At 67.8% G+C, this 23,832-nt stretch carries 24 protein-coding genes; 17 read left to right on the forward strand and 7 right to left on the reverse strand.

The annotated features are described in order from the left end of the window. Window positions 1–43: 43 nt before the first annotated feature. The 13 genes from phhA to ASE95_RS00340 all read left to right on the forward strand — a co-directional run bounded on the left by phhA (window position 44) and on the right by ASE95_RS00340 (window position 10,404). Complete coding sequence (phhA, locus tag ASE95_RS00280) at window positions 44–898, forward strand: phenylalanine 4-monooxygenase (protein WP_056629851.1); 855 nt, start codon at window positions 44–46, stop codon at window positions 896–898. Window positions 899–923: 25 nt separating this feature from the next. After that, window positions 924–1,982, forward strand: coding sequence for a 4-hydroxyphenylpyruvate dioxygenase (hppD, locus tag ASE95_RS00285; RefSeq protein WP_056629853.1), 1,059 nt, complete (start codon window positions 924–926; stop codon window positions 1,980–1,982). A gap of 118 nt (window positions 1,983–2,100) precedes the next feature. Continuing rightward, window positions 2,101–3,390 (forward strand): homogentisate 1,2-dioxygenase, encoded by a 1,290-nt coding sequence (gene hmgA / locus ASE95_RS00290; RefSeq protein WP_056629856.1) that lies wholly within the window; start codon window positions 2,101–2,103, stop codon window positions 3,388–3,390. A 48-nt stretch (window positions 3,391–3,438) separates the two neighbouring features. Next, window positions 3,439–3,783 (forward strand): DUF1049 domain-containing protein, encoded by a 345-nt coding sequence (locus ASE95_RS00295; RefSeq protein ID WP_056629859.1) that lies wholly within the window; start codon window positions 3,439–3,441, stop codon window positions 3,781–3,783. Then, the gene (gene pyrF / locus ASE95_RS00300; protein WP_056629862.1) at window positions 3,783–4,457 is read left to right on the forward strand and encodes an orotidine-5'-phosphate decarboxylase; all 675 of its coding nucleotides are present in this window, start codon (window positions 3,783–3,785) and stop codon (window positions 4,455–4,457) included. Before ASE95_RS00295 ends, pyrF begins: the two co-directional genes overlap by 1 nt. 23 nt (window positions 4,458–4,480) lie before the next feature. Beyond that, the gene (locus ASE95_RS00305) at window positions 4,481–4,699 is read left to right on the forward strand and encodes a hypothetical protein (RefSeq protein WP_156347825.1); all 219 of its coding nucleotides are present in this window, start codon (window positions 4,481–4,483) and stop codon (window positions 4,697–4,699) included. A 42-nt stretch (window positions 4,700–4,741) separates the two neighbouring features. After that, window positions 4,742–4,978 (forward strand): hypothetical protein, encoded by a 237-nt coding sequence (locus ASE95_RS00310; RefSeq protein ID WP_056629868.1) that lies wholly within the window; start codon window positions 4,742–4,744, stop codon window positions 4,976–4,978. 40 nt (window positions 4,979–5,018) lie between these two features. Next, complete coding sequence (locus ASE95_RS00315) at window positions 5,019–5,657, forward strand: phosphoribosylanthranilate isomerase (RefSeq protein WP_056629871.1); 639 nt, start codon at window positions 5,019–5,021, stop codon at window positions 5,655–5,657. After that, window positions 5,654–6,883, forward strand: coding sequence for a tryptophan synthase subunit beta (gene trpB / locus ASE95_RS00320; protein ID WP_056629874.1), 1,230 nt, complete (start codon window positions 5,654–5,656; stop codon window positions 6,881–6,883). Before ASE95_RS00315 ends, trpB begins: the two co-directional genes overlap by 4 nt. Beyond that, entirely contained in the window at window positions 6,880–7,680 is an 801-nt protein-coding gene (gene trpA / locus ASE95_RS00325) for a tryptophan synthase subunit alpha (RefSeq protein WP_056629877.1), read from the forward strand. Before trpB ends, trpA begins: the two co-directional genes overlap by 4 nt. Then, window positions 7,677–8,543: an acetyl-CoA carboxylase, carboxyltransferase subunit beta gene (gene accD, locus ASE95_RS00330; RefSeq protein WP_056629880.1), complete on the forward strand. Its 867-nt coding sequence runs from the start codon at window positions 7,677–7,679 to the stop codon at window positions 8,541–8,543. The genes trpA and accD overlap by 4 nt, the downstream gene beginning before the upstream one ends. A gap of 19 nt (window positions 8,544–8,562) precedes the next feature. Further along, the gene (locus ASE95_RS00335) at window positions 8,563–9,882 is read left to right on the forward strand and encodes a bifunctional folylpolyglutamate synthase/dihydrofolate synthase (RefSeq protein ID WP_056629884.1); all 1,320 of its coding nucleotides are present in this window, start codon (window positions 8,563–8,565) and stop codon (window positions 9,880–9,882) included. Window positions 9,883–9,951: 69 nt separating this feature from the next. Further along, window positions 9,952–10,404: a DUF6628 family protein gene (locus ASE95_RS00340; RefSeq protein WP_056629887.1), complete on the forward strand. Its 453-nt coding sequence runs from the start codon at window positions 9,952–9,954 to the stop codon at window positions 10,402–10,404. A gap of 4 nt (window positions 10,405–10,408) precedes the next feature. Here the strand turns inward: ASE95_RS00340 and ASE95_RS00345 are convergent, their stop codons facing one another. Continuing rightward, the gene (locus ASE95_RS00345) at window positions 10,409–11,755 is read right to left on the reverse strand and encodes an MFS transporter (protein WP_056629891.1); all 1,347 of its coding nucleotides are present in this window, start codon (window positions 11,753–11,755) and stop codon (window positions 10,409–10,411) included. Window positions 11,756–11,805: 50 nt separating this feature from the next. After that, window positions 11,806–12,255, reverse strand: coding sequence for a response regulator (locus tag ASE95_RS00350; protein WP_056629896.1), 450 nt, complete (start codon window positions 12,253–12,255; stop codon window positions 11,806–11,808). A gap of 96 nt (window positions 12,256–12,351) precedes the next feature. On the opposite strand from ASE95_RS00350, the gene ASE95_RS00355 reads away from it, so the two are divergent. Together ASE95_RS00355 and rsmD are read left to right on the forward strand one after the other, a co-directional pair. After that, the gene (locus ASE95_RS00355) at window positions 12,352–13,488 is read left to right on the forward strand and encodes a pseudouridine synthase (protein ID WP_056629897.1); all 1,137 of its coding nucleotides are present in this window, start codon (window positions 12,352–12,354) and stop codon (window positions 13,486–13,488) included. Next, the gene (rsmD, locus tag ASE95_RS00360) at window positions 13,485–14,024 is read left to right on the forward strand and encodes a 16S rRNA (guanine(966)-N(2))-methyltransferase RsmD (protein WP_056629900.1); all 540 of its coding nucleotides are present in this window, start codon (window positions 13,485–13,487) and stop codon (window positions 14,022–14,024) included. The genes ASE95_RS00355 and rsmD overlap by 4 nt, the downstream gene beginning before the upstream one ends. A gap of 22 nt (window positions 14,025–14,046) precedes the next feature. Here the strand turns inward: rsmD and ASE95_RS00365 are convergent, their stop codons facing one another. The 3 genes from ASE95_RS00365 to ASE95_RS00375 all read right to left on the reverse strand — a co-directional run bounded on the left by ASE95_RS00365 (window position 14,047) and on the right by ASE95_RS00375 (window position 18,550). After that, window positions 14,047–15,330, reverse strand: coding sequence for an MFS transporter (locus ASE95_RS00365; protein WP_056629902.1), 1,284 nt, complete (start codon window positions 15,328–15,330; stop codon window positions 14,047–14,049). Window positions 15,331–15,611: 281 nt separating this feature from the next. Continuing rightward, window positions 15,612–16,106 (reverse strand): DUF5872 domain-containing protein, encoded by a 495-nt coding sequence (locus tag ASE95_RS00370; protein ID WP_056629905.1) that lies wholly within the window; start codon window positions 16,104–16,106, stop codon window positions 15,612–15,614. 47 nt (window positions 16,107–16,153) lie between these two features. Next, window positions 16,154–18,550 (reverse strand): ATP-dependent helicase, encoded by a 2,397-nt coding sequence (locus tag ASE95_RS00375; RefSeq protein ID WP_443025394.1) that lies wholly within the window; start codon window positions 18,548–18,550, stop codon window positions 16,154–16,156. A gap of 122 nt (window positions 18,551–18,672) precedes the next feature. Between ASE95_RS00375 and ASE95_RS00380 the strand changes: the two genes are divergently transcribed. Beyond that, window positions 18,673–19,185: a GFA family protein gene (locus ASE95_RS00380; protein WP_327196688.1), complete on the forward strand. Its 513-nt coding sequence runs from the start codon at window positions 18,673–18,675 to the stop codon at window positions 19,183–19,185. 81 nt (window positions 19,186–19,266) lie between these two features. Continuing rightward, window positions 19,267–20,901, forward strand: coding sequence for an inorganic phosphate transporter (locus ASE95_RS00385; protein WP_056629910.1), 1,635 nt, complete (start codon window positions 19,267–19,269; stop codon window positions 20,899–20,901). Window positions 20,902–21,276: 375 nt separating this feature from the next. On the opposite strand, the gene ASE95_RS00390 is transcribed toward ASE95_RS00385, so the two are convergent. Together ASE95_RS00390 and ASE95_RS00395 are read right to left on the reverse strand one after the other, a co-directional pair. Continuing rightward, a complete protein-coding gene (locus ASE95_RS00390) occupies window positions 21,277–21,618 on the reverse strand; it encodes a hypothetical protein (protein WP_056629913.1) in 342 nt (113 codons plus the stop codon). Window positions 21,619–21,696: 78 nt separating this feature from the next. After that, entirely contained in the window at window positions 21,697–23,820 is a 2,124-nt protein-coding gene (locus tag ASE95_RS00395; protein WP_235528104.1) for a prolyl oligopeptidase family serine peptidase, read from the reverse strand. Window positions 23,821–23,832: the final 12 nt, after the last annotated feature.

Below are 23,832 nucleotides of genomic sequence, written 5' to 3' on the forward strand. Positions count from 1 at the left end.
TTTCTGATAGGCATTGATCGCCGGCATCTGACATCGTGCCATCATGGCAGATACAGCATTGATCCGGCCGGAAGAGGCCGCCGAAGACTGGACGATCCCGCAAGGGTGGAACGCCTATACCGCTGAGGAACACGCCACCTGGGACACGTTGTTCGCGCGTCAGATCGCGATGCTGCCGGGCCGTGTCACGCCGGAGTTCATGGCCGGGATTGACGTACTGCGGCTGTCCAAACCCGGCATCCCCGATTTCGAGGAACTGTCCGAACGGCTGATGAAGGCGACCGGATGGCAGGTCGTCGCCGTGCCCGGGCTCGTGCCCGACGACGTGTTCTTCGATCACCTCGCCAATCGGCGCTTCGTCTCGGGCAATTTCATCCGCCGCCCCGACCAGCTCGATTACCTGCAGGAACCCGACGTCTTCCATGACGTGTTCGGCCATGTGCCGCTGCTCGCCAATCCGGTCTTCGCCGATTACATGCAGGCCTATGGGCGCGGCGGGCAGCGCGCGGCGGCGATGGGCGCGATCCAGCGGCTGTCTCGCCTGTACTGGTACACCGTCGAATTCGGTCTGGTCCGTTCCGGCGAAGGGCTGGCGCTGTACGGTGCGGGCATCGTGTCGTCGCGCAGCGAGTCGCTCTTCGCGCTTGACGACGCGTCGCCCAATCGCATCGGCTTCGATCTGAACCGGGTGATGCGCACCCGTTATCGGATCGACGATTTCCAGCAGACCTATTTCGTCATCGACAGTTTCGAGGATCTGCTCGACCAGACTCTCAACACCGATTTCGCGCCGCTCTACGCCGCGCTCGATGGTCAACCAGATCACGATCCGGCGACGGTCCTTCCCGACGACCGTGTCTTCTCGCGCGGCACGCAGTCGCATGTAGCGGCGCGCTGATCCCTCTTCCTTCGAAAGGTTCGACATGACCGACCAGACCAATCCGCTCGGCCTCGACGGCTTCGAATTCTGCGAGTTCACATCGCCCGACGCGGATACGCTTGCCCATCAATTCGAACAGATGGGCTTCGTCGCCGCGCATCGTCATCCCACCAGGCAGGTAACGCGCTACGTGCAGGGCCGCATCAACCTGCTGCTCAACCGCGAGCCGGCCGGGCAGGCCGCCGATTTCCGCGCGCTCCACGGCCCGTCGGCAAGTGGCATGGCGTTCCGCGTCGCCGATCCTCGATCCGCGTATGAGCATGCACTGTCCGAAGGCGCGACCGCCGTGGACGCGGCGGCGGGGACGCTCGGCGAGGGCAGCTACCCGATCGAGGGCATCGGCGGCAGCTACCTCTATCTCGTCAAGGCCGGCCAGGATCTCTACGCGGATTGGGACGAAGTCCCCGGCTGGCGCGAGGCGGCGGCACAGAACAACGTCGGCCTCGATATGCTCGATCACCTCACCCACAACGTCCGCCGCGGCGAGATGCGGACATGGTCCAGCTTCTACGGGCGGCTGTTCGGGTTCGAAGAGCAGAAGTTCTTCGACATCAAGGGCAAGGCCACCGGCCTGTTCAGCCAGGCGATGATTGCCCCCGATATGGCGATCCGCATCCCGCTGAACGAGAGCAAGGACGAGACCTCGCAGATCGAGGAGTTCATCCGCGAGTATAATGGCGAGGGAATCCAGCACCTTGCGCTGACCACCGATGACATCTTCGCAACCGTCGAGAAGCTGCGCGAGCGCGGCGTGCGATTGCAGGACACGATCGAGACCTATTACGAACTCGTCGACAAGCGCGTTCCCGGCCATGGTGAGGATCTGGAGCGTCTGAAGCGCAATCGCATCCTGATCGACGGCAACGTCGGCGACGAGGGCATCCTGCTCCAGATCTTCACGGAGAACATGGTCGGTCCGATCTTCTTCGAGATCATCCAGCGCAAGGGCAATCAGGGTTTCGGCAATGGCAACTTCCAGGCCCTGTTCGAAAGCATCGAGCTGGACCAGATCCGGCGCGGCGTGGTGAAGGTGGACGCATAAGCGTCCATCAAACGCGCGCAGGCACCTGCGCGCATGCGCCTGGTCGGCACGGTAAGCCGGGCCTGCGGGCAAGGCCTTGCCGGGTCCGACGGCCCGGCGTGTTAGGACGGAGAGCGAAATGACCGAGAACCGCTACCATCCCGGGTTCGGCAACCACGTGTCGACCGAGGCGGTGCCGGGCGCGTTGCCGGTCGGGCGCAATTCGCCGCAGCATGTGCCGTTCGGCCTCTATGCCGAGCAACTCTCCGGCAGCGCCTTCACCGCGCCGCGACACGAGAACCGCCGCAGCTGGCTGTATCGTCTCCGTCCGACTGCGCAGCACCCGGCGTTCACCCGCTACGCCGGTGCCCCGCTCCTGAAATCGGCACCGTTCGACTTGCCCCCCTCCCCCAACCGGTTGCGCTGGGATCCGCTGCCGTGGCCGGACCGCGCCACCGACTGGCTCGACGGGCTCGTCACCTATGGCGGAAACGGCAGCGTCGCCGAACAATCGGGCGTCGCGATCCACCTCTTCGCTGCCACCGCCGACATGCATCGCGCCTTCTTTTCCGCCGACGGCGAGCTGCTGATCGTGCCGCAGGACGGTGCGCTGGCGATCGACACCGAACTCGGCCGGCTCGACGTCGCCCCGTTCCAGATCGCGGTGATCCCACGCGGCGTGCGGTTCCGCATCGCGCTGCCGGACGGGCGCGCGCGCGGCTACGTTTGCGAGAATCACGGTGCGCCGTTCCGTCTGCCCGATCTCGGCCCGATCGGCGCGAACGGCCTCGCCAATTCCCGCGACTTCGAGGCACCGACCGCCTGGTTCGAGGATCGCGACGATCCCTGCACCGTGATCCAGAAGTTCCAGGGCGCATTATGGCAGACCACGCTCGATCATTCACCGTTCGACGTGGTGGCATGGCATGGTAATCTTGCGCCGTATCGCTATGATCTGAACCGTTTTAATACGATCAACACCGTGTCGTTCGATCATCCTGATCCGTCGATCTTCACCGTGCTGACCGCACCGGGCGACGCCGCGGGCACCGCCAATTGCGACTTCGTGATCTTCCCGCCGCGCTGGATGGTGGCGGAGGGCACGTTCCGCCCGCCGTGGTTCCACCGCAACGTCATGAGCGAATTCATGGGGCTTATCGACGGTGCCTATGATGCCAAGGAAGGTGGCGGCTTCGTCCCCGGCGGCGCCAGCCTCCACAACCAGATGAACGGCCACGGTCCCGATCAGGCCAGTTATGAAAAGGCGATCGCCGCGGACCTGAAGCCTGTGAAGATCGACGGCACGATGGCGTTCATGTTCGAAACCTGCCACGTCGTGCGCCCCACCGAATGGGCGACGACCAGCCCAACGATGCAACTGGATTACGATGACGTCTGGCGCGGCTTCGCCAAGGCGATCCTGCCATGATCGCGCCGCCCACTGGAAATAGCCGCCCATCGTGCTAGCGTAGCGGCCATGCAGTTCCTGAAGATCCTGTTCTGGTCCCTGCTGGCGTTCGTCGCCGCGGTGTTCACCTTCGGCAACTGGACGAACGTATCGATCCAGTTGTTCGGCGGGCTGGTGGCGGAGGTAAACCTGCCGCTGCTGTTGCTCGCCACCTTCCTGCTCGGTTTCCTGCCGACGCTGGTCTACCAGCATTGGATCCGCTACCGCCTGCGCCAGCGCCTGACCGCGGCGGAGCGCGGGATGGAAAGCGCGCTCGCCGCCGCGCGCGGCCCCGATCCGGTACCTCCCCCACCCCCGCCGCCCACGGCCGCGGAAGAGCCGGTCGTTGCGATCCCTCCGACCGGAGCCATGTGATGGCCAATCGAATCTTCGTCGCGCTCGACACGCCGGATCTGGAACGCGCGCGGGCGCTGGCGCAGCGCGTCCGCCACCATGTCGGCGGTATCAAGCTCGGACTGGAATTCTTCTGCGCCCACGGCCCCGCCGGCGTTCGGACGATGGAGGAGGTCGGCTTGCCGGTCTTCCTCGATCTCAAGCTGCACGACATCCCGAACACCGTCGCCAAGGCGGTACAATCGCTAGCCGCGCTCGCTCCTGCGGTGCTGACCGTCCACGCCGCCGGCGGCCGTGCGATGCTGGAGGACGCGAAGGCCGCGGCGCATCCCACTACCAAGGTCGTTGCGGTGACGATGCTCACCAGCCTCGACGAGGGTGATCTCGCCGCCACCGGCGTCGCCGGCAGCGCGCACGACCACGTCCTGCGGCTCGCCGATCTCGCGCGTGACGCCGGGTTGGACGGCATCGTCTGCTCGGGCGCGGAGGTGAAGGCGGCGCATGCGGCATGGCCGAAGGGCTATTTCGTGGTGCCCGGGGTTCGGCCCGCCGATGGCGATGCCGGCGATCAGAAACGCGTCGTCACGCCCCGCACGGCGCTCGATCACGGGGCGTCGATGCTGGTGATCGGCCGGCCGATCACGCAGGCCGAGAATCCCGACGCCGCCGCGCGCGCGATCGCCGCGACGCTGTAATGCGTGCGGGTCGGCGGGCGGCGATGCGACGCACTTCCGCCGCGCTGGCCGCTCTGACACTGGGTTCCTCACGCTCGGCGGTCGATCCCGACCTGCCGATCGCGGCGCACCTCGACCATGACGACGGCGTCATGATGCAGGCCGGGCTGTTCGGCCGGCTGGCGATCCGCAACAATTGCCTGGTGCTCCTTTCACTCACTCCCGAGCGAGGACGGCCCGCCCTCGCCTTCACGCCGATCTGAAACGACGATGCCGAGGTCGGGCGTGACGCGCGGGGTATCTACGTGCGGGCGCGATCGAGCGGCGCGATCATCCGGCCCGGCGATCGCGTGAGCGGCGGCGGCGGGTTCATCGCCAGCGATCCGCCCCACTCGAACGAGCACAATCTGGACCCGAACCCCGAGGTTCGCGATCGCGCCTGGGTCAATCGCCGCGTCACGCCCGACCTGCCGCCCGCGTGCGGCGGCGACTACGCGACCTTCCACTCTTTCGAGACGATGGGTGCCCGCGACCCGCAGTAGAGGCTTGCCACCCGCCACGTTCGGCGCGACACACGCCGCCATGCCTGCCACTGCCAAGATCTGCGGCCTGTCCACGGCCGCGACGCTCGACGCCGCGATTGGCGGCGCGGCCAGCCACGTCGGCTTCGTTGTGTTTCCCGCCTCCCCGCGCCACGTCGCGCTCGATTTGCTCGCCGGACTGGCGGCGCGCGTCCCCGCCGACGTCGGCAAGGTCGGCGTCTTCGTCGATCCGCCCGACGACCTGCTGGCCGCCGCGATCGCCGCCGGAGCGCTGGACGCGATCCAGCTGCACAAGAGCACGCCGGCGCGCGTCGCGCACCTTCGCCGCCTGTCGGGTCGCGAGACGTGGGCGGCGATCGCGGTCAAGACTCGCGCGGACGTCGCGTCTGCCGCCGGCTATGTCGATGCCGCCGACCGCCTGCTCTACGACGCGAAGACGCCGGAGGGCTCGGCGCTTCCCGGCGGGATGGGCGTGCGTTTCGACTGGCATCTGCTTCGCGGCGTACGCCATCCACTGCCATGGGCGTTGTCGGGCGGCCTCGACTCCGCCAATGTCGGCGACGCAATCGCGACGACCGGAGCCTCGCTGGTCGACGTCTCCTCGGGCGTCGAAAGCGCGCCGGGCGTCAAGGACATGGACAAGGTCGCCGCCTTCCTGCAACGGGTTTCCGCATCATGAACGCACCCAATTCCTTCCGCGCCCAGCCTGACGAGCGTGGGCATTTCGGACCCTATGGCGGCCGCTATGTGTCCGAAACGCTGATGCCGCTGGTCCTCGATCTGGAGCGCGAATATCGCGTGGCGAAGAACGACCCGGCGTTTACGGCGCAGTTCGACGACCTGCTCGAACATTACGTCGGCCGTCCCTCGCCGCTCTATTACGCGGAGCGGCTGACCGACACGTTGCGCGACAGCGCGGCCGACGGCATGGGTGCGCAAGTGTGGTTCAAGCGCGACGAGCTGAACCACACCGGTGCGCACAAGATCAACAATTGCATCGGCCAGATCCTGCTCGCCATCCGCATGGGCAAGACGCGCATCATCGCCGAGACGGGTGCGGGGCAGCACGGCGTGGCGACCGCGACGGTCTGCGCGCGCTTCGGCTTGCCGTGCGTGATCTACATGGGCGCCAAGGACGTCGAGCGGCAGCAGCCGAACGTGTTCCGCATGAAGCTGCTCGGTGCGGAGGTCCGCGCGGTCGAAAGCGGCGCGCGCACGCTGAAGGACGCGATGAACGAGGCGCTGCGCGACTGGGTCGCCAACGTCCACGACACCTTCTACATCATCGGCACCGCCGCCGGTCCGCATCCCTATCCCGAGCTGGTGCGCGATTTCCAAAGCGTGATCGGCCGCGAGGCGCGTGCGCAACTGCTCGACCGGACCGGGCGTCTGCCGGATCTGCTGGTCGCCGCGATCGGTGGCGGGTCGAACGCGATCGGGCTGTTCCACCCGTTCCTCGACGATGCCGACGTCAAGATGCTCGGCGTCGAGGCGGCGGGCGAAGGGCTGGACGCCCGGCATGCCGCCAGTCTGGCGGGCGGCTTTCCCGGCGTGCTCCACGGCAACAAGACCTATTTGCTCCAGGACGACGACGGCCAGATCGCGGAGGCGCATTCGATCTCGGCAGGGCTCGACTATCCCGGCATCGGTCCCGAACATGCGTGGCTGAAGGATAGCGGGCGCGTCGAATATACTGCGGTCACCGATCGCGAGGCGCTCGACGCGTTCCAGCTGCTGTGCCGGACCGAGGGGATCATCCCCGCGCTCGAACCGTCGCATGCGATCGCGGCGGTCGCGCACCGCGCCAAGGACATGCCACGCGACGTGATCATCCTCGCCAATCTGTGCGGGCGCGGCGACAAGGACATCTTCACCGTCGCCGACGCACTGGGGGTGCGGATTTGACCCGCCTTGCCGACGCCTTCATCGCCGATCGTCCGGCGCTGATCTGTTTCGTGACCGCGGGCGACCCCTCGGTCGCGGCGACCCCGGGGATCCTCGACGCCCTGGTGGAGGGTGGTGCGGACGTGATCGAGCTGGGCATGCCGTTCACCGACCCGATGGCCGATGGCCCCGCGATCCAGGCCGCGAACATCCGCGCGCTCGCCGGCGGGGTCACCACCGCCGACATCCTGACGATCGCGCGTAATTTCCGCGCCCGCCACCCGCTCACCCCGCTCGTCGTGATGGGCTATGCCAATCCGATGCTGCGGCGCGGACCGGAATGGTTCGCCACCGCGCTGCATGACGCGGGGGTGGACGGCGTGATCTGCGTCGATATTCCTCCCGAGGAGGACGATGCGCTCGGCCCGGCATTGCGCGCGATGGGGATAGACCTGATCCGCCTTGCGACGCCCACCACCCGCGACGGGCGCGTGGCGGAGGTGTTGAACGGGGCCGGCGGCTTCGTCTATTACGTTTCGGTCGCCGGGATCACCGGCAAGCAACAGGCGCAGCAGGCGTCGATCGAGGATGCCGTGGGGCGGCTGAAGCGGGCCACCGACCTGCCTGTCGCGGTTGGCTTCGGCGTCCGCACCCCGGATCAGGCGCGCGCGATCGGCCGCGTCGCGGACGGCGTGGTCGTCGGCTCGGCGATCGTCGAGATCGTCGCCGAACACGGTGCCGCTGCGGCCGCGCCGGTCACTGCCTATATCAAGACGCTGGCGGCCGCCGTGGCCGACGCACGAAAGGTTCCGGCATGAGCTGGCTCAGCAACGTTCGCAACGCGCTGTCGGGGATCGTTCCCGGCGCGGCAAAGGCGCAGACCGCCGATCACCTGTGGCACAAGTGCAAGGGCTGCGGGACGATGGTGTTCACCCGCGAGTTGGAGGAGAACCTTTACGTCTGCCCGACCTGCGATCATCACGAGCGGATCGGGCCGGGCGAGCGCTTCGCGCATTTGCTCGACCCCGCCAGCGTCGACGTGCTGCCCGCGCCGCGCTCGACCGAGGATCCGCTGAAGTTCCGCGATTCGAAGCGATACGCCGATCGACTGAAGGCGGCGCGCGCCGCCACCGGCGAACAGGATGCGTTCGTCAACGCGCGCGGTACGATCGCCGGCCACCGCGTCGTCATCGGCGTGCAGGATTTCGCGTTCATGGGCGGATCGATGGGTCAGGCCGTGGGAGAGGCGTTCATCCAGGGCGTCGAGACCGCGGTGAAGGATCGTGCGCCGTTCATCGTCTTCACCGCTTCGGGTGGCGCGCGGATGCAGGAAGGCATCCTCAGCCTGATGCAGATGCCGCGCAGCACCGTCGCGATCCAGATGCTCCACGATGCCGGGCTGCCGTACATCGTGGTGCTGACCGATCCGACGTCGGGCGGGGTCATGGCCGCCTATGCGATGCTCGGCGACGTGCATATTGCCGAACCGAAGGCCACGCTGGCGTTCACCGGGAGACGCGTGATCGAAAGCACGATCCGCGAAAAGCTGCCCGATGATTTCCAGACCAGCGAATATTACCTCGAACACGGGCTGATCGACATGGTCGTCCATCGCAGCGAACTGCGCGATCGTCTGGTCACCGTGATCAGCTATCTGTGCGGCGACCGCAAGGCGGCCTGACCCCCGGATCGAGCGCGCGATGGCCGATCACGCCGTCTCCACCAACCCGCACGTTCAGGCGCAGCTCGACCGTTTATGGTCGCTGTCGCCGGGTGCGGATGTGCTCGGCCTGGAACGGATCACGCGGCTGCTGGCGCGGCTGGGCGATCCGCACCAGGCGCTGCCGCCGGTGTTTCATGTCGCGGGGACGAACGGCAAGGGCTCGACGTGCGCCTTCCTGCGCGGCGCGCTGGAGGCGGCGGGGCACCGTGTCCATGCCTATACCAGCCCGCATCTGGTGCGCTTCAACGAACGCATCCGCCTTTCCGGGCGGCTGATTGACGACGACGCGCTCGCCGCGCTGCTCGGCGAGGTGCTGGACCGCGCTGACGGGATCGGCGCCAGCTTCTTCGAGATCACGACCGCCGCCGCGTTCCTCGCCTTCGCGCGCACCCCCGCCGATGCGTGCGTGATCGAGGTCGGCCTGGGCGGGCGGCTCGACGCGACCAACGTCCTGCCCGCCCCGCTCGTCTGCGGGATCGCCGCGCTCGGCATCGATCACCAGGCGTTCCTCGGCGACACGCTTCACGGCATCGCCGCCGAAAAGGCCGGGATCGCCAAGGTCGGCGCTCCGCTGGTTACCATGCGCTACCCAGATCCGGTCGCCGCGCCGATCGCGCGCGCTGCCCGCACCGCGGGCGCGCCGCTTCTCCCGCTCGGCAGCGCGTGGAACTACGACGTCACCGATGCCGTCCGTTATCGCGATGCACAGGGGGAATTGACCCTTCCGCTCCCGACGCTGCCGGGCGCGCATCAGGCAGGTAATCTGGCGCTCGCCACCGCGATGCTCCGCCACCAGCGCGTGCTGGCCATGCCGGCCCAGGCGCTGCACCACGCCGCACGTAACGCACGCTGGCCGGCGCGGCTGCAACGCCTCTCCTGCGGCCCGCTGACTGCGCCGTTGGGCGACACGGCGGTTTGGCTAGACGGCGGGCACAATGCCTCGGCGGGCGAAGCGATCGCCGCCGCGCTCCCGAACTTGATCGGCGCGGGCCGCCGCCTCACCGTTGTGCTCGGCATGCTGTCAAACAAGGATGCCGCCGGCTTCCTCGCGCCCTTCGCCGATTCGATCGATACGCTGGTCGCGCTGCCTGTTCCCGGTCACGCGCATCATGCGCCGGAGGCGCTGCTGTCGATCGCCGCAGGTCTGGCGATACCGCACCGGCGAATCGCCGCGTCGATCGGGAACGCGGTCGGACAGGTCGCCGCCGCCGTTCCGGAGCCGGGGACGCTCCTGATCGCTGGCTCGCTGTATCTGGCCGGCGAAGTGTTGAGGGCCAACGACGAACTGCCCGATTGACCGAACGTTTGCGATTGACTTGCAATAGCGGACCGGCGACCTTGTGCGAACAAGAGGAGTCGCCTGTACATGACCCAGCCAACCGCCGCCCATCTCGCCGCCGATCTGGCCACCAACGTCCTGCCGCACGCGCTGCCCGAATGCGGCAACGCACGTGCCGTCCTGTTCGCCATGCGCCGCATGGGAGCCAACGGCCTGTCGGATGCGCGGGCCGCACACGGCTTCTTCACCGCTTTCGGTGAAGCGTTTCGCCGGCCGCTGTTGCTGATGCGCGCGTTGATGGCGGACATGGCGACCAATGCGGCGGTGCCGATCGCCATCGCGCCGTGCTGCTGCGCGCGCATGACCCCGTCCGAACATGCGCTGCTGGCGATCGTGGCGCGGGTCGAGACACGCACCGACAATGCCCGCTTGCTGTTGCAGGACCTGCTGGGGCAGCGCCATGTCGATGCCGTGCTGGCCAGCGCCGCCGCGCTGGCCGCCGCCTTCGCCGACGAGGGGCGGCCCGTCGCGATGGGGTGAGGCGTCAGGCCGACATGCCGTCGCGCGCGTCGCCCGGCCCCTCGGTCCCGGCGCTGCCCACCGATCGGTCGACCAGCCCCGACCGGCTCATCCACCAGAACAAGGCGACGCCCGGCAGCGCGAGGACGACAGTCAGCAGGTAGAAGTCGACATAGCCGATACGTTCGACCACCGCCCCCGCGCTCGCGCCCGTGATGACGCGCCCCACCACGCTCGCCGCCGCGGAAATCAACGCATATTGCGCGGCGGTAAAGCGCAGGTCGCACAGCGCGGAGAAATAGGCGACCACCGTGACCCCGCCGATGCCGGAGGCGATGTTCTCGAACGTCATCGCCGCCGCCAGCCCGGCATTGCTGTGCCCCGCCGCCGCCAGCATCGCGAAACCGGCGTTCGACACGCCCATCAGCACCAGGCTGAGCAGCACCGATCGTTTAAGCCCCAGCCGCGCATATAGCGCGCCGCCCATGAAGATGCCGATCAGATACGCCCAGAACCCGACACCGACATCGTACAACGCAATCTCGTCGTTGCTGAACCCGGTATCGTTGAGGAGCAATCGGAGAACCAGCTGCCCAAGCGTGTCGCCGATCTTGTGGATCAGGATGAACGCCAGGACGACGAAGGCACCGGGCCGCGCGAAGAACTGCACGAACGGTCGCCAGATCGCCGCCAGCGCTGCGTTGATGCCGCGCCGCGCCTCGACATCGCGGTGCCGGCGGGGCTCGCCGACGATCAGCCCGGCCAGCATCGCCGGCAACGCCAGCACGGCGGTGGAAAGATAGGCTGCGGTCCAGCCGTGTCGCGCCGCGACGAACAGCGCCAGCGACGCAGCACCCGCCGATCCGATCCGCCAGCCATATTGGCTCATCCCCGATCCGACGCCCAGCTGGCGCGGCTCCAGGATTTCGATGCGATAGGCATCGATGACCACGTCGAACGTCGATCCGGCGATGCCGACCAGTATCGCCGCCGTCACGGTCGCGCCGATGCTGGCGCGCGGATCGACGATCGCCAGATTGGCGACCGCGGCGATCACCAATATTCCGGCGACCAGGAGCCACGACACCCGCTGCCCCAATGCGCCCAGCACCGGCAAGCGGACGCCGTCGACCACCCACGCCCACAGAAACTTGATGTTGTAGACGAGGAACGCGAGGCTGAAGGCGGTAACGGTCTTCTTGTCGATCCCGCCCTGCGCCAGTCGCGTGGTCAGCGTCGCGGCGATCATCGCATAGGGAAAGCCCGACGACACGCCCAGCGCGAACGCCGCCAGCGGTCCACGCTCCAGGTAAGGCCGCACGCCGTCTACCCAGGTCCGCTTGTCCGTTCGTCCGCCCGTGCCCGCCGCCATTCGCACCCTACCTCGCTGAAGCAAGGTACCGGCTTAGCGGCAAAACGGCGTCAGGTAAGCCCGCTCGTCGTCGGCCCGCCGCCGAACAGCCGCAGCCCGCCCGGCAGCCGGGTCAGCGCCTTGCCCTCCGCCGCCATTTCGATTGCATCGATCGATCCGAGCAGATCGCGCTGCGAATAGGGTTTGGCGAGGCAACCGACCGCCACTGTCGCGGCATCGGCGGGGCACGCGCCCGTTACGAACAGCACCGGAATACCGCGCGTCGACGCCGCACGTGCGACGTCCAGCCCGCTGCCATCGGCGAGATTGACATCGACCAGCACCAGATCGATGGCAGATCCACCTTCGATCAACCGTACCGCATCGGCCACGCGGTCGACTGTGGCGACGATGGTGAAGCCCTGATCGCTCAGCATTCGCTCGGTATCGAACGCGATCAGCGGCTCGTCCTCCACCACCAGCAGCTTTTCGATCGATCGCTGTCGCCGTCCGAACAACATCGCCTGTTTCCGCCCCGTTTTCTGTTTCGCCAACCGAACGATCGGACGGTGCAATTATTTCCCGCATCTTTCGGCGCGATCGGCTAAGCGCACGCGATGGCCGACGAACGTTCGCAACACCGCATCGCCAAACTGCTCGCCCGCGCCGGTATCGCTTCCCGGCGCGAGGTCGAACGGATGATCGCCGAGGGCCGCGTCGCCAAGGACGGTGTGCCGCTCGACACCGCCGCGACGGTGCTGGCCTCGCTCGACGGCATCACCGTCGATGGCGAACCCGTCGCCCCGGCCGAGCCGACGCGGCTGTTCCTGTTCCACAAGCCGACTGGCGTGCTGACCGCGGAACGCGACTTCACCGGGCGCCCGACGATCTACGATCGCTTGCCCAAGGATTTGCCGCGGCTGGTGCCGGTCGGCCGCCTCGATCTGAATACCGAGGGGCTGCTGCTGCTCACCACCGACGGTGAGCTGAAGCGCCAGCTGGAACTGCCCGCCACCGGCGTCGAGCGCACGTATCGCGCCCGCGCATATGGTCAGGTCAGTCAGGCCCAGCTGGAGGAACTGATCCACGGCATCGAGATCGAGGGTGTCCGCTACGGCTCGATCGACGCCAATCTCGAACGCCGCACCGGTGCCAACGTCTGGGTCGAAATGACGCTGAGCGAGGGCAAGAACCGCGAGGTGCGCCGCGTGCTCGAACATCTCGGCCTGCGCGTCAGCCGATTGATCCGCACCCGCTACGGCCCGTTCGTGCTGGGCGATCTGCCGGTCGGCGACATCGGGGAGGTGCGCGTCGCCGATCTCGTCGCCTTCCGCCAGACGCTGAAGACGGCCGCGAAACTACGCCCGCCGGTGCAGGACGTCGCCGTCCCGGGCGCGCGACGCGGCGCGGGCCGCCATGCCCCCGTCGCCCGCCCGGCGATCGGCCGGGGCGCGGGCGAGCGACCGCGCGGACCGGTTCGGCCGAGCGACGCCCCGCCCCGCCGTGCCCCGAACTACGCCGGCGGCGCGTCCGCCGCGCCCCGTGCACCGGTACCCGCGGGACGCGGCCCCGCCGCCACTGCGCGCCCGGCCGCGCCCACCCGCGCACCCAAGCCCGCCGCCGCGCCGCCGGTCGCCGAGCAACCCACCGCGCCGACGCGCCCCGATCGCATCAAGCGGCAGGCCGGCTGGGCCAGGCCGAAGCCGAAGACCGGGCCGAAACCCCGCAACGGCGCGCCACGGGGGCGCAAGTGAGGATCATCGCCGGCCAGTGGCGCGGGCGTCCGCTCGCCGCGCCCAAGGGTGACGCCACCCGGCCCACCGCCGATCGCACGCGTGAGGCGTTGTTCTCGATGCTTGCCAGTCGCGTCGGCAGCTTCGAAGGGCTGGCGGTGGCGGACCTGTTTGCCGGCTCCGGCGCATTGGGTCTGGAGGCATTGTCGCGCGGTGCGGCGACGTGCCTGTTCGTCGAACAGGACAAGCCCGCGCTCGACGTGTTGCGCGCCAACATCGCCAAGCTGGCGGCAAGCGGCACCGACGTCCGTGCCGCCTCCGTGCTGGCGCTTGGCCCGGCGCGTGCGCCGCTCGACATCGTCATGATGGACCCGCCCTACGGCACCGGCGCGGGTGTCGTCGCGGCGGACAAGCTGGCGCGGCTCGGCTGGATCGGTCCCGCGACATGGGTGTCGATCGAAACCGAGCGTGGCGAGGGCGAGGTACCCGCCGGCTTCACGCTCGACGCCGACCGCACCCATTCGCGTGCGCGGCTGATGCTGCTGCGTCGCGCCTGAGTCGCTCGCCTGATCCGCGGCGTCAGCCGCGCCGCGGTCGCATCGCCAGCAACGCGGCCAGGCTGACCAGCGACATCGCCGCCAGATACACGCCGACCAGCGACAACCCGCCATGCCGCGCCAGCGTCTCGGCGGCGACCGGGGTCAACCCGCCACCGATGATCCCGGCCATGTTGAACGCCAGGCTCACCCCGGTATAGCGGACCCGCGCCGGGAACAGTCCCGGCAGCCACGCGCCCAGCGGTCCGTAGACGAAGCCCATCGCGAACAGCGCCAGCGCAAGGCTAGCGAACACCAGCACCAGCGATCCGGAGCCGAGCCCCGGCGCCAGCACGAACCCCGCTACGACCGCGCCGACGCAGCCCCAGCTCAGCACGTGGCGTGCGTCGCGCCGGTCCGCCCAGATGCCGGACAGCACGATGCCGACCGCCATGAACAGGATCGCGCCCAACTGCATCGCCAGCATCGTCGGCCGTGCGATCCCCAGCCGGGTCGTGGCATAGCCCAGCGCGAACGCGGTTGCGATGTAATAGACCGCGAAACACGCGATCGCGCCCAATGTGCCGCCCAGCGCCGCGCGCCAATGATCGCGCAGCAGCTCGCCCATCGGCACCGCCGGTGGCGGCCCCTCCTCCAGCACCTGCGCAAAGGCCGGCGTCTCGGCGATCTTCAGACGCACCCACAGCCCCAGTCCGACGAGCACGATCGACAGCACGAACGGGATGCGCCAGCCCCACGCCATGAAGTCGGCCGGCGTCATCATCAATCCCAGCAGCAGGAACAGCCCGTTGGCCGCGATGAACCCCACCGGCGCGCCCAGCTGCGGCACCATGCCATATCGGCCGCGCCATCCCGCGGGCGCGTTCTCCACCGCCAGCAACGCCGCCCCGCCCCATTCACCACCCAGCCCGAACCCCTGTCCGAACCTCAGCACGCACAACAGGATCGGCGCGAGGTAACCGACCTGCGCGTAGGTCGGCAGGAACGCGATCGCCAGCGTCGACCCGCCCATCAGCATCAGGCTGACGACCAGCGTCGACTTGCGCCCGATCCGGTCGCCATAATGGCCGAACGCCCACGCACCCACCGGCCGCGCGAAGAACGCCACCGCCAGGCTGGCATAGGCCGCCAGCAACTGGGCCGACGGATCGCCCGCCGGAAAGAACAGCGGCCCGAACACCAGCGAAGCGGCGGTCGCATAGATGTAGAAGTCGTAGAACTCGACAGACGTGCCGACCAGACTGGCGAGCAGGATTCGGCGGTGGGAGGCAGCGGCTGGCGCGATGCGCGGGGCGGAAACGGACATCCACCTCCTTTCCGCTCCACGACCGCCCGCCGTCAACGCGCAAAAAAAGCTTCGCGTGTCACGAAAACCGTCCACCAGGACACATGACAGCAATATTGCCACGTTAGATCGGGGTTGCGGCACCGCCCCCCTGGCGGGTGCCGCGATCTGCCGGGCACTCCCCCTCGCCCGGCTATTCCCTGAACTATGGGGCGGCCCGTGCGGTCGCCCCGCCTTTTCCTTGTAGCGGCGTCCGCGCATCTTCGCTTGCGGATGGCGGACGGCGGACGGCGGACGGCGTGTCAGGGGACCAGGGCTTCGCGTAACTGGGCCTTGTTCATTTTCGATCGTCCCGGGACGTTGCGCTTCCTGGCCTCGGCATACAGATCGTCGCGCGAACGATGGTCGCGCGACGCCGCGGTTTTCGCGGAGATGGCGTCCGGCTGCGCGGAGAATTGATGCCCCTTCCTGGTGTCGGCGCGCTTCTTCGCGCTGGTTCGGGCATATTCCTGCGCGGACAGCCCGTCGCGCGCGTCCTTGGGCAAGTAACGCTCGCCGCTATCCGCGCTGCGCTCGCCCGATTTCGTGCCCCATTCCTCCCGGGTCCATTGCCGAAGCGAATTGTCGTCATCCTTGGTGCCGACATACCCGCCCCCTTGCTTCTTGTATTCGGCGACCGCCAGCTGCGCCTTGCGAGCCGACCATTGCCCTTTCCGCCCACCCTTCGCGCCGGCGGTGACCTCATCCTTCACTTTTTCCCACAGCGCGGGATCCGTCTTCTCGGCTGTCTCGGACATTGGCCGACCTCCCGATTGCGCAACGTTCGATGCCCCAAAGTGTGCCGTCACCCCGCCGTGACGAAGCTGTCCATCACCCGCTTGCGCCCGGCCTGTTCGAAATCGATCTCCAGCTTGTTGCCTTCGATCTCCGCGATCGTGCCGTACCCGAACTTCTGGTGAAACACGCGCTGCCCGGTCGTCAGGTCGTCGCGCCCCTTGTTGCCGATCGACACCGCCGATGCGCGGCTTTCCACCACGCGCGCCGGCTCGCGGGAAAAGGTGCGGCTGGACCAGTCGCCGCCCGGCTTGCCCGCGTTCAGCGTCCCCGCCGCGCGCTGCCACCCCGGCCCGCGCCCGGTGCCGCGCGCGACATCCGCAAACGGATCGGCGCGTTCGGACCAGTTCGCGCGCCACAGGCTCTCGCCGCCGGCCATGCTGGTCTCGGTGTCGATATGCTGCGGCGGCAATTCGCCGACGAACCGCGACGGGATCGAGCTGTTCCATTGCCCGTAGATGCGGCGGTTGGCGGCGTGGAGGATCGTTGCCCGTCGCCGCGCGCGCGTGATCGCGACATAGGCCAGCCGCCGTTCCTCCTCCAGCGACCGCGTCCCGCCTTCGTCGATGGCACGCTGCGAGGGAAACAGGCCCTCTTCCCAGCCGACGCAGAACACCGTGTCGAACTCCAGACCCTTGGCGGCGTGGATCGTCATGATCGTCACCTTCGGATCGTCGCGCGTGGCCTCATTGTCCATGACGAGGCTGACATGTTCCAGGAACGCACCGAGGTTTTCATATTCCTCCATCGCGCGCACCAGTTCGGTCAAATTCTCCAGCCGCCCGGCAGCATCGGTCGACTTCTCGGCCTGCCACATCGCGGTATAGCCGCTTTCGTCGAGAATCTGCCGCGCCAGTTCGGGATGCGGCAGGTCGCGCGCCATGTCGCGCCACCGCGCCACGTCGCCGACGAAGCGACCCAGCGCCTTGCGCGCCTGTGGCGTCAGTTCATCGGTATCGAGGATGCGCGCCGCCGCGATCGACAACGGCAGCCCCTCGGCCCGCGCCAGCTGGTGCAGCTTGGCGATCGCCTTGTCGCCCAGTCCCCGCTTGGGGGTGTTGACGACGCGCTCGAACGCCAGATCGTCGGCGGGTTGGTTCACGATCCGCAGATAGGCCAGCGCGTCCCTGATCTCGGCCCGCTCATAGAAGCGGAAACCGCCGACGATCCGATAAGGCAGCCCGATCGAGATGAACCGGTCCTCGAACTCGCGCGTCTGGTGCTGCGCGCGCACCAGGATCGCGACATCATCCAGGCTCTTGCCCGCGCGCTGCACCGCCTCGATCTCGTCGCCGACGCGCCGCGCCTCTTCCGGACCGTCCCATACGCCGAGCACGCGCACCTTTTCGCCCGCGTCCAGCTCGGTCCACAATTCCTTGCCCAGCCGGCCGCCGTTGTTGGCGATCACCCCCGCCGCCGCGCCGAGGATGTGCGGGGTGGACCGGTAATTCTGCTCCAGCCGGATCACCGCCGCGCCAGGGAAGTCCTTCTCGAACTTCAGGATGTTCTCGACCTGCGCGCCGCGCCACGAATAGATCGACTGATCGTCGTCGCCGACGCAGCAGATGTTGCGCCGTTCCTGCGCCAGCAAGCGCAGCCACAGATACTGGACCGAGTTGGTGTCCTGATATTCGTCGACCATGATGTAGCGGAAGCGTTGCTGATAATGGTCCAGCACGCTCTGGTCGCGCTTCAGGATGGTCAACACGTGGAGCAGCAGGTCGCCGAAGTCGCAGGCGTTCACCGCCTTCAACCGCTCCTGATATTGCTGGTACAATTCGCCGCCGCGCCCGTTGCCGTACCGCTCGCTCTCGCCCGCGTCGACGTCGGCGGGCACCAGCCCCTTGTTTTTCCATTCGTCGATCAGCCCGGCCAGCGACCGCGCCGGAAAGCGCTTTTCATCGATGTCCGCCGCCAGAATCAATTGCTTGAGCAGCCGCAGCTGGTCGTCGGTGTCGAGGATCGTGAAATTGCTTTGCAGCCCCACCAGCTCGGCATGGCGGCGTAGCATCTTCGCGCCGATCGCATGGAAGGTACCCAGCCACGGCATCCCCTCCACGGCGTCGCCGACCAGCCGCCCGACACGCTCGCGCATCTCGCGCGCCGCCTTGTTGGTGAAGGTGACCGACAGGATCTCCGACGGATAGGCCTTGCGGGTGAACAGCAGGTGCGCAAGCCGCGCGGTCAGCGCGGCGGTCTTGCCCGTGCCCGCGCCCGCCAGCACCAGCACGGGCCCATCGGTGGTCAGCACCGCCTGCCGCTGCGGCGGATTGAGGCCGGAAAGATAAGGCGGTTCCTGCGCGGCGGTACGAATATCGGTCACGCCCGAACAGGTAGGGAACGCGGCGGACGGGGGCAAGCAAAACGGCAGTTCGTTACCAGATCGAAATCGTCGTGGTGCCGGCATGCGGCGGTAAGCTATCGCGGCTGGGCGCACGGCGGGGGCGGACCTGCCGCACCGGCAGGTCGTTCGCCTCGGGCGGAGACGACGCCCGGCGCAGGGGCGGACCCGCCGCAGGAGCTTCGATCATGATCCGTTTCGAGCACGGCCGCGCGCGCGGCCGTGCCGACGCCTGCCTTGCGCATCGGCCTGCATCGTGCCAGACGGAACATACCGGCAACACGATCAGGAGAGCGGGAATGTCGATCACCGGCCAATGTCATTGCGGCGCGATCCGGTACACGGCGGAAGGCGCGGACGAACATCATGCGCTATGCCATTGCGCGGATTGCCGGCGCTGGTCCGGCGCACCGATGGTCGGCTGGATCGCTTTCCGGGAGGAGCAGGTGACCATCACCGGCACGGCGACCGTCTATTCCTCCTCCGAACATGGTCGCCGCGCCTTCTGCCGGGATTGCGGCACCGGACTGTTCTATCGGAACGCCGTCGTGTTGCCCGGGATCGTCGACATTCAGTCGGGTACGCTCGACTCGCCACAGGATCGTGCGCCCGCCGCGCAGATCATGTGCCGGGAAAAGCTGCCGTGGCTCGCCGAGGTCGAGACATTGCCGGCCTTCGACACCTATCCCGGAGTCGATTGATCCATTTTAAAGCTGGCGCATGATCCATGATCGCTGCACGTCATCAAACTGTCACCGTGAAGGCCGACAGGCCGACTCATCATGGCATCCACTGTCCTCGCGACGTCGTCCTCGCCCCCTTCGGCGGCAGTGCGGTCGTTCGACGCCCCGATCCATCCGGCGGCACGCCCGGTGTTTCTGGCGATCGTCATCGTCGGCTTCGCCTATGCGGGGATCAGCGTGCTGGTCGATACGCAACAGGTCGGGGAACAACTGGCGTTCGGCGTGTTCGCGTTCCTGGGGCTGGCGTTGCTGATCGCGCTCGGGTTCGAGTTCGTGAACGGCTTCCACGATACGGCCAATGCGGTGGCGACGGTGATCTATACCAACGCCCTGCCCGCCAATGTCGCGGTGGTCTGGTCCGGGTTCTTCAACTTTCTGGGTGTGATGGCGTCGTCCGGCGCGGTCGCCTATTCGATCATCACCCTGTTGCCGGTCGACCTGATCCTGAACGTCGGGTCGGGCGCAGGTTTCGCGATGATCTTCGCGCTGCTGTTCGCGGCGGTGATCTGGAATCTCGCCACCTGGTACGTCGGCTTGCCGAACAGTTCCAGCCACACGCTGATCGGCTCGGTGCTCGGTGTCGGGCTCGCCAATCAGTTGCTGACCAGCGGTGCCGGCGGCACCTCGGGCGTTGACTGGAGCCAGGCGACGAAGGTGCTGACCGGCCTGTGGATGGCGCCGCTGATCGGGTTCGGGGCCGCGGCGCTGCTGCTCGTCGTGATTCGCCACCTCACGCGCAATCCGCAATTGATGAAGCCGCCGGAGGGCGATGCACCGCCGCCACGCGGCATCCGTGCATTGCTGATCTTCACCTGCACCGCCGTTTCGTTCAGCCATGGCTCGAACGACGGGCAGAAGGGCATGGGCCTTATCATGCTCATCCTGATCGGCTGCGCGCCCACCGCCTACGCCCTGAACCGCACGATCCCTGCCAGCGAGATGCCGGCCTTCGTGCGCAGCGCGGCGGCGGCGGATGCGGTGCTGGTCCGCCACGGCGCGACCGCGATCGATCCCGCCACCGCCCGCAACCAGCTGAAGGATGCGCTCGCCAGTCGGCGGGTGATGACCCCCGCGGTCTATGGCGCGACCGTCGCCGTCTCGCGCGATCTGGCGCAGCGCGTGTCGGGCTATGGCTCGCTGGGCAACGTCCCCGCGCAGGCAGCGCCCAACATCCGCAACGATATGTATCTGGTGATGGACGCCACGCGGATGATCGCCGCCGCCCCGTCGAACCGGATGGGCGAGGCGGAAACCACGACGCTCGCCGACTATCGCAAGCAACTGGAGAAGGGCACCCGCTTCATCCCGCTGTGGGTGAAGGTCGCGGTCGCGCTGGCGCTGGGGCTCGGCACGATGGTCGGGTGGAAGCGGATCGTTGTCACGGTCGGCGAGAAGATCGGCAAACAGCACATGACCTACGGCATGGGCGCGTCGGCGGAGCTGGTGGCGGCTGCCACGATCCTCGCCGCCGATCGCTTCGGCCTGCCGGTATCGACGACGCACATCCTGTCGTCGGGCGTCGCGGGTGCCTCGGTCGCCAGCGGTCAGGGGCTGCAACGCCGCACGTTGTTGCAGCTGGCGGCGGCCTGGCTGATGACGTTGCCGGTCGCGATGCTGCTGGCAGGCACGCTCTACTGGCTGCTGCTCACGATCGTCCGCACCGCGGGCCTCTGACGGCCACCGCCGGCGCCGTGGCGGGCGGTCGCGACATCTGCGACTCGCCCTGCCAGCCTCGCGCGGCTGGCGCACTCCGGGTCACGCCGAACAGCGTCCGCTGTCCCGACCAACGCGTATGTAACGAACCGCGTTGGTGGGCCAACGCGGCACCTGGCGATCTCATCGACGGGCGACCTCCGCCTCTTGGCGATCGCCCACCTCGTGACGCCGCTGCGGACATGATCCCGGTTACCGTGCTTGCTGCGTCCCGGGAACACGTCCTGCATGGAAGATGCTTCGCCGATGAGGAGCCCGTGGAGACCGGCAGGATAAGGTAGGCCGCGGACGAACCATCCCCCAGCAGCCGCATGCGCAGTAAAAACCCGTGCTGGATCAGACGTCGACCGCCAGCAACGTCACGCCAGCATATTTCGCATCGCCGGCCACGAACAGCTCGCTGGGGGTAAATCGCCGTGGCGTGATCCGTAAGCCGGATAGCCCCGCCAGTTTGAACGCGCCGATCTTCGCCTCCTTGGGCGGCTGGCCGTCGCGGTCCAGCGTCAGCGCATCGAGATAGATTTCGCCGTGCTTCGTATAAAGCACATGCGGGGCCAGCGTCACGCTGCCGCGATTGTACGTTGCAGCGATCGCCTGTTGCTTGACGATCGCCTCGAAGACGATGGGAACGGTGTCGGGCACGGCCGGCGCGGGCCGGCTTTCGGTTTCGGCGCTCATCCCGCGCGCCTTAGCCGAATATGCCGCACCGCAGCAAGATCGCATGGGGAAACGCAGCGTTCCCCCTTGCGACCCAACCTATCGCGCCATCAGCTTCTGCGCGAAATACGTCATCTGCAACGCCTGCAAACGTGCGCCCTGCTCGATGTCCGCATCACCCGAATGGCCGCCGGCGGTATCCTCGTAAAAAAGATACGGCAGTCCGTATTCCTTCAGCCGCGCCGCGAACTTGCGCGCATGCTGCGGGCCGACGCGGTCGTCCTTGGTGGTCGTCCAGATATACGGCTCTGGATAGGCCACCCCGCGCCGGATATTGTGATAGGGCGAGATCTTGGCCAGGAACGCGCGTTCCTCGGGCACCGTCACCGAACCATATTCGTCGACCCACGACGCGCCCGCGGCGATCCCTTCGTAACGCAGCATGTCGAGCAGCGGCACCTGGATGGTCACCGCCTTCCACAATTCGGGGTGCTGGTTGAACTGCACGCCCATCAACAACCCGCCGTTCGACCCGCCATAGATGCCGAGCTTCGCCGCGCTGGTGAAGCGCCGCGTCATCAGATCGCGCGCCACTGCGGCGAAATCGTCGTAGATCACCTGCCGCTTGGTCTTGCGGCCCGCATCGTGCCACGTCGGCCCGAATTCGCCACCGCCGCGGATATTGGCGAGCACATACGCGCCGCCGCGCTCCAGCCACAACTTGCCGGTCGATGCCGAATAACCGGGCAGCATCGGCAGCTCGAACCCGCCGTACGCGGTCATGATCGTCGGCGTCGCGCCGTCACGTGCGGCGTCGCGGCGGTGAACGATGAAGTACGGCACCTTCGTCCCGTCGCTCGACACCGCCTCGTACTGTTCGGCGACCAGTCCGGCGGCATCGAACTTCGCCGGCAGCGCCTTGACCTGCACCGGCGCCGCGCCGCTTCCGGCATCGAAGCGCGCCAGCGTCGTCGGCGTCAGGAAACCGGTGGTGACCAGGAACGCGGTATCGTTGCGCTCCGACGTGCCGGCGATCCCGAAGCTGGCATTGTCGGGCAGCGCCATCGGCCGCGCGGTCCAGCCCGCCGCACCAGGCGTGAACACGGTGATCCGCCCGCGCACGTTGTCGGTGTAATCCAGGATCAGATGGTGCCGCGTCGCCTCCACCGCCGCCACCGCCTGGCGCGGCGTCGGTGCGAAGATCAGCGTCGGCGCGATTCGTCCCGCCTGCAGGTCGGTCAGCGACACCGATGCGACCGCGCCGGTGGGGATCGCGCCCCACGGCTCGCTGGTGGTGAACACCACCCGCCCGTCGACCATCGCGGCGGGGGCGGTACGCGCCGGCAGGTCCAGCTTCGTCACGCCGGCCGGCGTCCACAACGCACGCTCGGCACCGAAGAACGTCTTCTGCCGCTCGATGAACACCGCACGATGACCCTGCCCGTCGGTCATCACGCTGGCATAGCTGCCCAGCTGGTCCTCCGGCGCGCCGCGAAACACCTCGGTCGCCGCCGACAAAGGCGCACCGCGCACCACCTTCTTCACGACAAAAGGATAGCTCGACGCGGTCATCGTTCCCGCGCCCCAGTCGCGGCTGACCAGCAACGTGTCCTTGTCGACCCACACCGCGCCCTGCTTGGAGGTCGGCAGCACGAAGCCGTTGGCGACGAACGCGCCCGCCGCCAGATCGAACTCGCGATAGGTCACCGCATCCTCACCGCCCTCGGACAAGGCGATCAGGCACAACCGCTCCTCCGGGTCGAGGCAGGTCATGCCCTTGTAGACCCACTTGCGCCCTTCGGCCTTGCTCAGCGCATCCACGTCCAGCAGAGTGCGCCACGCCGGCTGCGCGGCGGCGTAATCGTCGGTGGTCGTCCAGCGCAGCACGCCCTGCGGATGATCGGCGTCGCGCCAGAAATTGATGATGCGCCCCATCGCCTGCTGCGGCATCGGGATACGATCCTTGGCGGCGGCGATCGCCAGCGCCTCGGCATAGAAGCTCTTGTAGCGCGGATCGTTCTGCAACCGCGGCAACGTGCGTGCATTCTCCGCCGCAACCCACGCCTGCGCACGCGCGCCGTCCTTGTCCTCCAGCCAGATATAGGGGTCGCCCCCGTTCGCGCCGTTGCCGGGGCCGCGTTGCGCCAGCGCCGCATCGGCGATCGCCCCCGACGCCACCAGCGCCGCCCCCGCCAGCCACATTCCGATCCGTGCGCGCGCCATGCCAGTCCTTCC

Source organism: Sphingomonas sp. Leaf231 (assembly GCF_001421995.1).
In the GTDB taxonomy this organism is placed as follows: Bacteria; Pseudomonadota; Alphaproteobacteria; order Sphingomonadales; family Sphingomonadaceae; genus Sphingomonas.